Origin of the sequence: Pantoea sp. Fr+CA_20 (genome assembly GCF_024520835.1) — a bacterium.
Lineage (GTDB): Bacteria > Pseudomonadota > Gammaproteobacteria > Enterobacterales > Enterobacteriaceae > Pantoea > Pantoea allii.
On sequence record NZ_JALNPN010000006.1, the window covers coordinates 66413 to 79186 of the forward strand.

General features: G+C 48.8%; 11 protein-coding genes. 3 read left to right on the forward strand and 8 right to left on the reverse strand.

What is annotated here, in order from left to right; translation table 11 throughout:
• Positions 1 to 458 precede the first annotated feature (458 nt).
• Positions 459 to 1733 (forward strand): Glu/Leu/Phe/Val dehydrogenase, encoded by a 1275-nt coding sequence (locus NR177_RS10070; protein ID WP_063876950.1) that lies wholly within the window; start codon positions 459 to 461, stop codon positions 1731 to 1733.
• A 58-nt stretch (positions 1734 to 1791) separates the two neighbouring features.
• On the opposite strand, the gene NR177_RS10075 is transcribed toward NR177_RS10070, so the two are convergent.
• Entirely contained in the window at positions 1792 to 3723 is a 1932-nt protein-coding gene (locus NR177_RS10075) for a methyl-accepting chemotaxis protein (protein ID WP_256852821.1), read from the reverse strand.
• A gap of 159 nt (positions 3724 to 3882) precedes the next feature.
• Here NR177_RS10075 and NR177_RS10080 point away from each other — a divergent pair, with 159 nt between their 5' ends.
• Positions 3883 to 4221 carry a cupin domain-containing protein gene (locus NR177_RS10080; RefSeq protein ID WP_256852822.1) on the forward strand — a complete coding sequence of 113 codons (339 nt, stop codon included), beginning with the start codon at positions 3883 to 3885 and terminating at the stop codon, positions 4219 to 4221.
• A gap of 338 nt (positions 4222 to 4559) precedes the next feature.
• Here the strand turns inward: NR177_RS10080 and NR177_RS10085 are convergent, their stop codons facing one another.
• From NR177_RS10085 to fhuE, 4 genes are all read right to left on the reverse strand, one after another.
• Entirely contained in the window at positions 4560 to 4886 is a 327-nt protein-coding gene (locus NR177_RS10085) for a YebG family protein (RefSeq protein WP_063876952.1), read from the reverse strand.
• Between the two features lie 137 nt (positions 4887 to 5023).
• Entirely contained in the window at positions 5024 to 5818 is a 795-nt protein-coding gene (locus tag NR177_RS10090) for an SIR2 family protein (RefSeq protein WP_063876953.1), read from the reverse strand.
• Positions 5815 to 6375 carry a non-canonical purine NTP pyrophosphatase gene (locus NR177_RS10095; RefSeq protein WP_063876954.1) on the reverse strand — a complete coding sequence of 187 codons (561 nt, stop codon included), beginning with the start codon at positions 6373 to 6375 and terminating at the stop codon, positions 5815 to 5817. Before NR177_RS10095 ends, NR177_RS10090 begins: the two co-directional genes overlap by 4 nt.
• 217 nt (positions 6376 to 6592) lie before the next feature.
• Positions 6593 to 8806 (reverse strand): ferric-rhodotorulic acid/ferric-coprogen receptor FhuE, encoded by a 2214-nt coding sequence (gene fhuE / locus NR177_RS10100; RefSeq protein ID WP_256852823.1) that lies wholly within the window; start codon positions 8804 to 8806, stop codon positions 6593 to 6595.
• 1177 nt (positions 8807 to 9983) lie between these two features.
• Here fhuE and NR177_RS10105 point away from each other — a divergent pair.
• Complete coding sequence (locus NR177_RS10105) at positions 9984 to 10379, forward strand: H-NS family nucleoid-associated regulatory protein (protein ID WP_063876956.1); 396 nt, start codon at positions 9984 to 9986, stop codon at positions 10377 to 10379.
• A gap of 59 nt (positions 10380 to 10438) precedes the next feature.
• On the opposite strand, the gene NR177_RS10110 is transcribed toward NR177_RS10105, so the two are convergent.
• The 3 genes from NR177_RS10110 to NR177_RS10120 all read right to left on the reverse strand — a co-directional run bounded on the left by NR177_RS10110 (position 10439) and on the right by NR177_RS10120 (position 12761).
• Entirely contained in the window at positions 10439 to 11488 is a 1050-nt protein-coding gene (locus tag NR177_RS10110; RefSeq protein WP_256852895.1) for a site-specific integrase, read from the reverse strand.
• A 509-nt stretch (positions 11489 to 11997) separates the two neighbouring features.
• Positions 11998 to 12294 carry a hypothetical protein gene (locus NR177_RS10115; protein WP_063876958.1) on the reverse strand — a complete coding sequence of 99 codons (297 nt, stop codon included), beginning with the start codon at positions 12292 to 12294 and terminating at the stop codon, positions 11998 to 12000.
• Positions 12295 to 12410: 116 nt separating this feature from the next.
• Positions 12411 to 12761: a hypothetical protein gene (locus NR177_RS10120; protein ID WP_082875119.1), complete on the reverse strand. Its 351-nt coding sequence runs from the start codon at positions 12759 to 12761 to the stop codon at positions 12411 to 12413.
• Positions 12762 to 12774 lie beyond the last annotated feature (13 nt).

Sequence of the window (12774 nt, forward strand, 5' to 3'; positions counted from 1 at the left end):
CGCCCTGTCCTGCGCTTAATGTAAAAGGGTGCGCTGGAGACTTAATTGAATAGATGACGGCGTAAAACAAATCACGTTGTGTTATTCATGCGCCTCTTCGCATTAGCGAAACAACGCTTCGCATTACTTTTATTTATGCACCTTACTGGTGCAACAAAGTCAATATCATTTGAAACAATTCCTTAACTTTTTGACCCTCTTCAAAGAACTGATAAATCGTCAAATTTTTAATTTATGCATTAATTATGCATTCTTTATGCACAAAAAAGCCGACCTTAAGGCAGGTAATGGGCGTTATTATTCACTCTTATTCACCAGGAATCGAAATAGCATGGGGATAATCCCCGTCTGGTCGACATCAAATTTTTTCTGGTGGTGATAAATTATGTCGGCGCGCTCAAGCGCGTGTCGTTTCCACGGTTCAACACAATAAATAACTTCGATAAGAAAGGTTTTGTATGGATAAGTTATCTTACGCGTCTGACAGTAGTACTTCAGCCTGGTCCACCTACCTACAACAAATCGATCGCGTTGCGCCTTATTTAGGCGACCTCACTCGCTGGATTGACACTTTACGTCATCCTAAACGTGCATTAATCGTTGATATTCCTTTGCAAATGGATGACGGCTCTATTCGCCATTTTGAGGGTTATCGTGTTCAGCACAACCTGTCACGCGGTCCGGGTAAAGGCGGCATTCGCTATCATCCCGATGTCGATTTAAATGAAGTGATGGCCCTTTCAGCCTGGATGACCATCAAATGTGCCGCCGTCAATCTGCCCTATGGTGGCGCAAAAGGCGGCATTCGCGTTGATCCGTTCAAATTGTCTGAAGGCGAGCTTGAGCGATTAACACGCCGCTATACCAGTGAAATTGGCATCATCATTGGGCCACAGAAAGATATTCCGGCACCGGATGTGGGCACCAACGGTAAAGTCATGGCCTGGATGATGGACACCTATTCCATGAATCTCGGCACCACCGTGACCGGCGTGGTCACAGGCAAACCGATTCACCTGGGCGGCTCTCTGGGTCGTGAAAAAGCCACAGGTCGCGGTGTATTTGTCACAGGCCGTGAAGTAGCAGGCCGTGCAGGTATTCCAATTGAAGGCGCACGCGTTGCCGTGCAGGGCTTTGGTAATGTAGGCAGTGAGGCCGCGCGGTTGTTCAGCCAGGCCGGTGCACGCGTGGTGGTGATTCAGGATCATACCGCTACGCTGTTCAATGCCGACGGTATTGATATGGATGCGCTGACACAATGGCAGATTGAACATAAGCAGATTGCAGGTTTTACGGGTGCGCAAAGCATTGAGAAAGATGCCTTCTGGCACACGGAAATGGATATTCTGATTCCTGCCGCCCTTGAAGGTCAAATTACCCGTGAACGTGCGGAGATTCTGAGTTGTAAGCTGGTGCTTGAAGGCGCTAATGGCCCGACCTATCCGGACGCCGATGATGTTCTGGCCAACCGCGGTGTGATTGTGGTGCCCGACGTAATCTGTAACGCCGGTGGGGTAACCGTCAGTTACTTCGAATGGGTGCAGGATATGGCCAGCTTCTTCTGGAGCGAAGACGAAATTAACAAACGTTCAGACAAGATCATGACGGAAGCCATGGTTCACGTTTGGGAAAAAGCAAAAGAGAAAGACTGCTCTCTGCGTACCGCAGCCTATATCGTCGCCTGTGAACGTATTCTCATGGCACGTAAAGATCGCGGTATCTATCCAGGCTAATCCCCTCTAAAAAAACAACCCGCAGCGCGCGGGTTGTTTTTTTCTGTTTTGCCAGCTATCAACGGAACTGTTCTACCGTTTGCGCCAGCTGTTGAGCCTGGTCTTCAAGTGAACTGGCTGCCGCGGACATCTGCTGTACCAGTGCGGCGTTCTGCTGTGTCGTGCCGTCCATCTCGTTAACCGCGATAGTGACCTGACCGATACCGCGCGCCTGTTCATCTGAGGCCGACACAATCTCATCAATAATACTTTGCACAGAAGAGACAGCCTTCGTCATCTCGTGCATCGTTTTCCCCGCCTCGTTGACCAGTTTCACACCGCTTTGTACGCGAACGCTGGATTCTTCAATAAGGGCCGCGATATCTTTAACCGCGCTCGCACTGCGTTGCGCAAGATTACGAACCTCCGAGGCAACGACAGCAAATCCACGGCCCTGCTCGCCGGCACGCGCCGCCTCAACTGCCGCGTTGAGCGCAAGGATGTTAGTCTGGAAGGCAATGCTGTTGATCATGGTCGTAATATCACCAATCTTCTTCGAACTGTCATCGATCTGCGACATGGTTTGCACCACTTGCCCAACCAGCGTTTCACCCCGGCTGGCGATAGAGGTAGCATTTTCGGTCAGATTGGTGGCTTGCTGCGCATTGTCGGCGTTCAGCCGAACCGTTGCACTGATTTGCTCCATGCTGGCCGCGGTTTCTTCCAGGGCTGCCGCCTGTTGTTCGGTGCGCGATGCCAGATCGAGGTTACCACTGGCGATCTCGCTTGCACCTTCTCGTACCGATGCGCTGGCATCTTTAATCTGACCCACAATAGATTGCAGCTGACGTTGCATCGTATGCAGAGCATAAAACAGGCTGGCATTGTCGCCGGGTGCCACCGTGATGGCGTTACTCAGCTTACCGTCCGCAACGGCCAGCGCGATTCTGGCCGCTTCGGCTGGCTCACCGCCGAGCGGGCGCATCACTTTGCGATTGAACAATAACCCCAGGACAGCCCCAACCAGCAGAATGCTCACCAGCATCAGTCCGATGGCCCAGTAGCGTTGCCGATTCGCCGCCGCCATCACCTGACTGACCGGTGCCACAATGCCGACGTACCAGGGCTTATCGCTGTTACCCACCGTTACCGGGTACCAGGTGTACATGGCCTTCTCACCCAGCAACGGATCGTCATGCTCCACGATCTGTTGAGTGAAATTGTCTTTCTCACCTTTCCAGGCTTTACCAGCCTCATCTTTATCTGGTGAGGAAACCACTTTACCGCTATTGGAAAGCAGTAACGCATAACCAGTACCCTGCCACGGCTTAATCTGATTCACTTTCTTTTGTAACGAGGCCAGGGATATATCGGAGGTAACGACCGCATAGAGTTTGCCCTGATCGACAATGGGCGAGGCCACCGAGGTCAACAACGTCGGCACGCCGTTATAGGCATAACTGTAGGGTTCAATCAGCGTGTCTTTCTTTGTCTGCTGCGGCACCAGATAATAATCGCCCTGGCCCGGCGTCAAAAAAGAAAGTAACGGATGCATAGAATAGTTACCGGCCTGATCGTGGTCGACAAACCAGGCATATCGCCCCTGAGGCGCCTGCCCTTTCTGCGTGGCAAAATCTGCGTCCCGACCATCAAAAGCATTGGGTTCAAAAATAACGGACATGGAGAGATAGTCAGGGTTGGCCCTGAGTGTATATTCCATGATTTTGTCGGCAATTTTACGATCGTTAACGCCCGCTTTCGGTAATGCGATAAGGCTTTGCCCTAAGCTGTGCGCCATATTAAGGGCATAACTCAGCTCTTGCTGAATTTGCAGTCCACGACTTTGCGCAATCTGCTGCAGATATTTTTCCGCCAGCGTTTTTTGTTCTTTCGCCGACTGCCAGCTCAGAACACCAATTGTGACGGTAAATCCAAGCGTGATGGTTAAGCCGCCCGCCAGCAGCATCTGCGTGCGGGTACTCATCGTTTTTTTTACGGGTTGAGTGGTCATACTGATTCCCCTGGAATATACCGGCTAAATTGACCACCCTGTCAGATACAATCTGTCGTGTCCCTGGAAGAACTATCGGCGTGTCATAAATGAACTTTAATAAGATTGATGCATACCCGCGCCGGATCACATAGCCCATCGAACGTAACGTGAGGAAGTATGATTTCAAAAGACAATGCGGAACATTATGTGTGGGGAAATAACTGTGATGGCTGGCATTTTGTGAAAAGCCAGGATCTGAGCATTATTTATGAGCATATGCCGCCCGCCACCTCTGAAACACGGCACGTTCACAGCCGCGCCCGTCAGTTCTTTTTTATCCTTGAGGGCCAGCTGACGATGGAAATTGAGGGCGTTGTACATCGCCTGCAGGCTCAGCAGGGGATTGAAATTCCGCCGGGAGCCCGGCACCAGGCGCGAAACGATAGCAGTGACAGCGTCACTTTTTTAGTCATCTCCCACCCTACCACGCGGGGCGATCGCACAGATTTAACCTGAGTTACTGACAGGAAATGCGCATCAATCCATTACTAACATCGATAGTATTGATGTGAAACAATACCGCATCAGGAATAATATGTCAGTTTACGTCACCCCTTTGACAGGACATACCTGAACCGGAAATTGACCATGCTTAACAAACCAGGCAGGTTTCATGGCTATGCGCTTTGCCTGACGTGCATTGCCAGATATCTTCATCACTATGCTTTTGCTGTGACGCACTTGATACGCTAATGACTGGCATACAACACATTTTCGCGGAAGCGAGTTACGAATGATATCAGAACGCGAGAGACGTAAAGCGGTACGCTGGAAGCTGACTTCCAGCGTAAGTGTCAGGCGGCTTTAACGGCACGCACCTTTTTGTCGTTTTGAGCAGGAGAATCAGCATCCGCGACATCCGTTGCGCTGTCGACCGTTACGGACTCGGGTAACTTACTGGTGCGAAGGATATGTTGCACCGCCTCTTTTTGTTCTGCCAGCAACAAGCCTAATGATTCAGCCTGCGATTCGTCCATATCAGCCTGATGCGTCAGCAGCCAGTCGGTGAAGGCTTCCGCCATATCCAGCATCTTGTCGTAGGCATCAGCCTCTTTTTTATTGGCAAATGTCATCTTCTCTTCACCTTTTCTGACCACTACAAATTTTGTTTCGACAGCCATAGTTTTTGCCCTCAGGTACTGTGTATTTATACAGTCTATCACAGTAGTCCGCGTTTTCCAGAGAAGAATAAACACTACCGCTAAGACGGAGGTCGTCCGCCGTTTTTACCGTGCACCGGTTGAAGCGGTCTGGGTTATCAAGCCAGTAACTCTTCCATAAAGTCAGCCAGGGCTTTGCGGGGATCGTCCTCTTCTGACACGATCATTTCGATGCCCCACTGACCCAAGACCTCTTTTGCTACCGGGTTATTGCGATTAGTAAAGAGGTAGGACTTAGGGCGCGCGGTGGCCAGCCCGGTGCGTCCCCACATTTTCGTCAGGCGATAAAACAACAGACGAATATTAAAATCACTGATGCTGTAACCCACAAATAATACGGAATTGCCCATCACATCATGCGTCAGCTTGATATCCAGTGGCGAATCAAAGTAGAGGCGCTCAAAATAGCTACTTTCATCTAAAACAATGGAAGTATCGTCGTCGAAATCACCATGAAGTTTGATGATATGGCGCTTGTCTTCCGTTAATGAGACCAAGTCAGCCGCGTTAGCCACTTTAAAATAGGGTACGCCGTGCGCCTCGTGCGCCGCCTCTAACCACCGGTCATAGTTGGTGGTATAAATACGGGAGAAATTGCCCTGAGTAATCATGGTATGAATTTCAGAGCTACGGACATCGATATCCGGTCGATGCCATTCGCGGTCCATCCAACTTCTTAACGGGCCAAGCGATCCTTTTTTCTGCTTGTAGTACTCCGCCAGAGAGAGATGCGTCCCATAGGTATTAAAAATCTTGGGATCGTAACCCAGCTCGTTAGCCAGATGGGCGATGAGTTCATGCCATTCCGGCAGGCCGAGATTGCGGGAAAGGCCCGCACCGGCAAACAGTATCAGCTTACCGGAATCATAAGCCCGTTTTAGTTCAGGTTTCATGCCACGCCTCGTGCGGTTTTCAGGAAGGACGCGAAGCGGTCCAGCGCAATGCGACGGTTTGAAATTTCGTTTTTCTTGTCGCCCATTTCAGCAAAGGTTTGGTCGTAACCTTCGGGGATAAAGACGCAATCCCACTGAAATCCCCGGGGACCCGCAGGCTTTGGCGCTATCGTCCCACGCAATTCACCGTAAAACTGATACATTTTGCGCCCATCACAATAGCCAAGTACCGTTTTGGCCGTGACGCCCTGGCTGTCCAGCCCGTTAACCAGGGAGGCAAAACGGTCGGCATCCAGTCGGTTCCAGAAAATACGCGTCAGACCGGCTGGCAGGCCATTCAGACCATCCAGATAAAGCCCGGTATGCTCGACGAAAAGAGGACGTCCTATAATAGAAAAAGCTTTGGTCAGCTTATCGCGGACTAAATCCAGCTCGTTCTCCGTTTGAATTTCTTCTATGCGACGTGCGATCGGTAATACTTCTACGCCCACTGGCTCCAGTATTCCGCGAACCTCTGCCAGTTTTTGTTCATTGGCCGAAAGGAATCTGATTTTCATACTTCTTCCAGGTTAATTAGTTTGCCTCAAACAGCACCATGATAGCGGCAGAACACAGGGTTAACGCTGGTCAGTGTAGCGCAAATCCGTGGCTTTCTGACGTGAAGATTGCATCAAAACGTGATGGATCATGGATTTGCAGTTGGCAAAGGCGAGCAAAACACCGATTGCTGAAAGCGCCTCGCATGAGGCGCGTATTGAAGAGGCTGTAGACTGTTCAGAAGCGATAGCTGGCGGTGACAGACACGTTGCGAGGTTCGCCGTAAACGATGTCTCCCGCAACGTTGGTGTCATAGGTTTTATCAAAAAGGTTATTGATGTTGCCCTGGACAGCAAAATTTTTAGTGACCTGATAGCGGCTGAACACATTCACTAAGGCATAACTCCCCTGCTCTGCACGCCATGTCCCCTTGCCTTCTGGTGCGGAGTTATCACTCCAGACATGGGTTTGCCATTTCACACCGCCGCCTACCGTCAGGTCAGGCAGCATGGATAAACGGTAGCTTGTAAAGACGCTCAACTGCGTTCGTGGCAGATCGGGCTTTAACGCCGTGCCCTCTCGCTGTTCTGCAATATAACGGGTTCCACCCAATGTCATTTGCCAGTTATCGGTTATTGCGCCATTAATTTCAAACTCGACCCCGCGGCTGACCGTGCCATTTTTACCTTCATAAGCTGACTCAGTGGTGCCCGGAATAATACGCCCCGTTGTTTGCGCGACATTATCCAGCTCGGCACGAAACACCGATAGCGACGTCGTTAAACGGCTGTCGAACCAGTCAGATTTGACGCCCGCTTCATAATTTTTACCCATAACGGGTGCCAGATAGGCGCCTGAGATATCACGATAGGATTGTGGCTGAAACACAGAGGTGTAGCTGGCGTACGTTGACCAGTTCTCATCAATGTCATAAATCAAACCGGCATAAGGCGTGATATTATTTTTTTCCATATCATTGGTCAGGGTGTTTTTGCTCCAACGGGTATAACGCGCGCCCAGTATCAGATTTAGCGGATCGGCGACTGAAATACGTGTCGCAAGGTAACCTGAAGTTTGGCGGGTAATATCCTGTTGGGATAGCGTGCGTGGCTCCCAGTCTGTTTCCGGGAACTGACCATCAAAGAGATTGAAGTCACCTAATTCCGCTGAAGAGATATTGGCAAAGGTACCGTAATAGGTGTTTTTCTGCCTGCTGTAGCTGACACCCAGCATTAATTCGTGGTTACGTCCGAAGAGTTGATAAGGGCCACTGGCAAAGGTGTCGACGGCATCGACTTTACGTTTTGCCGAATTATATCCCGTGCCGCCTACGACAGGATAATCCGCATAAGGCGAAACGCCTGCGCCAGTATTTTTGTCGAAATAGCCAGCGATATACATCATTTTACTGTTAAGCGTGGACTGGTCGTGCGTTCCGTTTAATGTCCATTGCCAGCCGCTGTCAAAGGTGTGTTTCAGCCGGGCAAAGAGCTTTCTGCTCTCTTTATCGTTATAAGTCCAGTCAGGCGCGGTATTAAAGCCGCGACGGTAATCAGTTTTTGTACCATCGGTATACCAGCGAGGCAGTCCGCCCCACATTGGGCTGTCAGTATTGAGTTGCTGAAATTCATAGCCCACAGAGACGGTGGTGGCATTATTCAGGTCCGCATCGACCACACCATAGATAAATTTCTTTTCCGCGCCATACCGCTCAACAAAACTGTTATTGTCCTGGTAACCGGCAATAACTCTGCCCCGCACATTGCCTGACGCTGTCAACGGTGACTGTACGTCCATGACGTAACGCTGCTTATTCCTGCTGCCGAAACTGGAAGACACCTCTCCCTCTGGCTGACGGCTGTCAGCATGTTTACGCACCATATTAACGGCCGCTGAAGGATTGCCTGCCCCGGTTAATAACCCGTTTGCGCCCCTGACCACTTCAATATGTTCGTACAGTGCGCTATCGGTTTGTGCATCGCCCAGATTCCAGCGCTCTTCAAATACGGTGGGAATACCGTCAATCAGATAATTGTCGATTAAAAACCCGCGAGAATAATAGGTCTTGCGATCCATATCCGCGGTGCTGGTCTGAATGGCTGTCGTATTATCCAGAACGTCATTCAGTGACTGGAGCTGTTGGTCCTTCATCCGCTGCTCACTGATAATGCTGACGGATTGGGGGATATCACGTACTGTCGAAAGCAATTTATTGCCCGCCCGGGTTACCGGAACGCTGTAATCCGATGCTGTGTTTTCGACGACAGGGGGTTCAGCAGCCGTGACGATGAGTGTTTGGTTATTCACTGCCGAAACAGGCGCTGTCGTTGCAAACACGTTGTGTGACACGATCCCAGTAATTAACGTCGTCAAAAGTGAATAGCGAGAGGGAACCAGAGGGAAAATCGACTGCAGGCGATCCCGTTGAACATGAAGTGTACTCAAAAGCATTGTAAACGCCTCGTTTTCGTTTTTTATTTGCCGCTGCAGCGAATCAGTCCCCAAAAACTGCCGCACAGCCTGAGCATAATGAATAAGGTCAAAAGCCATCAAACACAAAAGCAAATGAGAAATATACGCATTTAGATTATCATTGCAAGTTATTGTTAATATTTATAAGTAATGATTCCAGAAAAGCTGAAAGGAGTACGGCATTGATAACGCGGGAGTTTTGCTGAAAGATGAGGTGTAGGGTCACCAGACAAAGGCCACAACAACACAGGCGTTTTTAAAAGGCTGGTAATTTATTGTACGGCGAGTGATGTCATCTTATGAATAAAATGATTGCCGGGTTCCACTCCTGTTTTGATTTCAATCCCCCGTAGAATGCCTGGGTAAATGCCAGGAAAAATCCCATCCGGTTTCCGCTGCCATATAGGTATAACGTTATCTAAAGCGGTTATTAGTGATTGAATTTTTATTCTGTCTTAAGCTTATTGGCGCTTCGCTTATGATTTAGCTCGCCATACTTATGGCTGTGATACAGTGTGATTAACTGTCAGGCCAGCATAAGACGTCATGTATGTCACGTTTGACGCCTCTGTTAGGCACAAAAAATGTATTGATATTGGGTTCCGGCTGGATGAGACGTTTATACCTTGTTCAAAAAAAGCCGCGATAAAAGAGCCAATGGGCTAAGCAAATTTGAAGCACATTCCAACATGAATATCAGGGTTTACTTATGACAAATGTCACTGTCAGCGACAGGCATTTTGGTGCATTCTGACGATGCGAATGTTTTTCTATTAAATGGCAGATATTATTCACTATACGTTATCATTTTTCTGCGGCGCCGATGAAAACCGTTATCTTAAGGGATCTGCACTACTATTGGCAGAGGCAAGATAGCTTTAGGTTATGATTTAATTGATTTTTCTATTTATAAATAAAGTTTATAATACGTCTTGCGCAGAAGATGCTCACTCCTGAGCATGGCTGTGCTGCCTAAATAGGGTTTATAACATCAATGTTTTTTTAATACGTTATGTCTGTTTGCGCCTCAAAGAAGTCGTAATAATCCTAACAGTAACAAATTTGTACATTTCAGACTGAAGAGATATTTCCTTCCTGGAATATTTTTCGTAGAATGACCCTGTTTAAATATTCGCTGTAATTTAAGGATTAATCAATGGATGCGCTCAAAGCATTAAATAACCTTCGTATTTTACGCGCACAAGCCCGGGAAATTGAGCTTGATGTGTTAAATGAGATGCTCGAAAAGCTTTCTGTCGTTGTCGCTGAACGCCGTGAAGAAGAAGAAGCCGAGCAAGCCCTGCAGCGTGAAAAAGCAGACAAGCTGGCTAAGTATAAAGAAATGCTGATGAATGACGGCATTGATATTTCTGAGCTGGTGGATTTGCCAACAGAAACGAAAACAAAAGCTAAACGTGCACCACGTCCGGCTAAATACCAATATACCGATGAAAACGGTGAAACTAAATCATGGACAGGTCAGGGTCGTACACCATCGCCAATTAAAAAGGCGCTGGATGCAGGCGGTTCTCTTGATGACTTCCTGATCTGATAAAAAAAGCGGTGTTGATAACAACACCGCTTTTTATTGGAAACCGTATCAATCATGCTTTACGGGCTCATAGCCATAACAGATGAGCCGTCTAATTTTAGCGGTTCGCCCTCAAAACGATGACGTAAACAATGGTAATCATCACTGTTTATAATTAATTCTAACGATGCCGAATAGTTGTCCAGCGCAGCCCGCATTTGCACAAGATAGTCGTGAGTATCATAAACCCGGTCTATCCCTTCTAACGCATGATTCATAATTTTTCTTGCCACGTCATTGGGCGTATCCAGCGCAGATAATTTCGAGCGTGCCGTTCGACGTAAATCTCGTGGCGTAAAGTGTTCCAGCCCCAACCCACGCGGTGCGCGCAGCATACGACGCAAAGCCTGATTTAATGCGCCTTTAGACAGTGGCTGCATCACGTCGCGCGGTGCCGGCACCAGCCAGGGCGAAGCGGGATCGCTGGCATTCAGTAATGATTCGATGCACAGTCGCATTAATGCCGAGACGGGCAAAGTATGTTCGCGATGAGACTTATTACGCGTTCCCTGTTTCCAGAGCCCTGACTGCAAATTGAATTCTGACTTGCGTGCCTGGACGATTTCATCAGGACGTCGCGCACTGACCAGGCAAAGGCGCAGTGCCCACCGTGCCTGCTCAGAAAGCGCCCAGTTGTCCAGACCATGCCAGAACACCCAGATCTCCGCATCCGACAACTGCCGGCTTCGCGGCGGCGCAGCGCGACCGGCAATATCGCGTTTCTTCATTGACGCAACGGGAGAATGTTCAAGATAACCCTGCATTTCAGCCCAGGATAAAAACTGTTTCGTTAGAGCAAAGACCCGGCGCGCCTCTTCTTTTTTACCCTCTGAAATCAGTATGTTATACAAACGATTTAGCCGCAGCCGCGTCAGATCTTTTAACGGCAGCGCACCGATATTCGGCAATACATGTCTGAGCAGGGAGGACACCGCAATTTCGGGACGACGACGCGTCACAAGTAATGACAGTTTTACCCACACTTTCATAACCTGCTCAACCGTACCTTCATCACCAAAGTTATCTACCTCAGATAATGAAGCACTTCTGACCTGATCAAGCCACGCCATGACGTGATGCCCGACATGGGGCGAAACGGTTTTTGTGCGGATTTCTGTCACTGCCCTTCCCTGATGATAAAGCTGAAACGCGGATTCTACTCTTCAGATGATTGTGACTCCAGACCTATTAAGTCTGGAGTCACAATAACGCCGCTACGCGGATTCTGATAAAAAAGCAGGGGATATTTTGCGCTGCTGATATAAGCCCTGAATGGCAATAGCGGATCAACGCTGACAAGATAGAAGGAAACGAAAAAATGCCCGTTAAATACTGAACGACAGGAAGTTAACATACGCACATACCACGCCTGTTAGATGCACAGACGTCATCATCACCGCGTTTTATGATGACCCGTTCTTAAATGCGGTTTTTGCATTCTCAGTTATGACGCTGAGTGCCAAACTGAGGAGACGCTGGCGAGGTCAGAAAAGATCTCGCGCTCTGTTTGACCTGAACAGCAATGCTCAACGGTAAATGTCGTTTAAACAACAAAGCGAACCGATAATCCAGGACGCCATCAGGCACCATGACTTTTACGCCACTCCTCCACCATTTCCCGGGACACGTCTTTTTTATAACAGAGGGGAGAATAGCCGCCCGGCTTGCTCCATGCGCTACGCTTGCCACAACTGCTACCGTTGCGCGCTGAATTAAACGGGCACGCGCAAACACCGGGATAGGACGCGATTGAATCCTCAATAATCAGCTGACGAATTTGGTCATCCGTCTGCCGGAGAGCCTTTGCGACAGAACTCTCGGCCCACAGTAAACTCATCACCATAAGGCATGAGGTAAAAATGAAATGTTTTTTCATCACATCCCTCCTGAATTAAGAGGGATAGCGTAAATCAATATGTGAATCCGCAATCGTTCGAACAAAGTAAAAATTCATGCTTCTGTCAGGCGACTTGATATCTCCCTAAAAGGACGTCAACTTTTACTAAATGTGTAGTTAAACACTCTGCCATTTTTTGTCTGCACTGTGAGTGTTTCACCTGCAGAGGTATCCAGCGCTCTGGCTTTGCTGTATTTCCACATCAGTAACTGCTGCCCATTGGGGTAAGGTGTTTCCGTATCAGGCGGGCCAAACATCGCGATCAGTTCCGCACGTGTTGTCTGACCTGGCCTGATATTCTGAACGGTGGCTGTATCAAAATTATGTCCCACTGAGTTAGAGCATGCTGTTAACGCGAACATCAGGCCTGTGATGAAGAATGCTCTCATAACGTTGTTCCCGGTAATTACGAAGTAAGAAGTGGATAAGCGTGACCGTTTCATCATGCCGTTTTATGCG

Coding starts and splice junctions, on each gene's coding strand:
- NR177_RS10070 (WP_063876950.1), top strand. CDS start 459: ATGGATAAGTTATCTTACGCGTCTGACAGTAGTACTTCAGCCTGGTCC.
- NR177_RS10075 (WP_256852821.1), bottom strand. CDS start 3,723: ATGACCACTCAACCCGTAAAAAAAACGATGAGTACCCGCACGCAGATG.
- NR177_RS10080 (WP_256852822.1), top strand. CDS start 3,883: ATGATTTCAAAAGACAATGCGGAACATTATGTGTGGGGAAATAACTGT.
- NR177_RS10085 (WP_063876952.1), bottom strand. CDS start 4,886: ATGGCTGTCGAAACAAAATTTGTAGTGGTCAGAAAAGGTGAAGAGAAG.
- NR177_RS10090 (WP_063876953.1), bottom strand. CDS start 5,818: ATGAAACCTGAACTAAAACGGGCTTATGATTCCGGTAAGCTGATACTG.
- NR177_RS10095 (WP_063876954.1), bottom strand. CDS start 6,375: ATGAAAATCAGATTCCTTTCGGCCAATGAACAAAAACTGGCAGAGGTT.
- fhuE (WP_256852823.1), bottom strand. CDS start 8,806: ATGCTTTTGAGTACACTTCATGTTCAACGGGATCGCCTGCAGTCGATT.
- NR177_RS10105 (WP_063876956.1), top strand. CDS start 9,984: ATGGATGCGCTCAAAGCATTAAATAACCTTCGTATTTTACGCGCACAA.
- NR177_RS10110 (WP_256852895.1), bottom strand. CDS start 11,488: ATGGCGTGGCTTGATCAGGTCAGAAGTGCTTCATTATCTGAGGTAGAT.
- NR177_RS10115 (WP_063876958.1), bottom strand. CDS start 12,294: ATGAAAAAACATTTCATTTTTACCTCATGCCTTATGGTGATGAGTTTA.
- NR177_RS10120 (WP_082875119.1), bottom strand. CDS start 12,761: ATGATGAAACGGTCACGCTTATCCACTTCTTACTTCGTAATTACCGGG.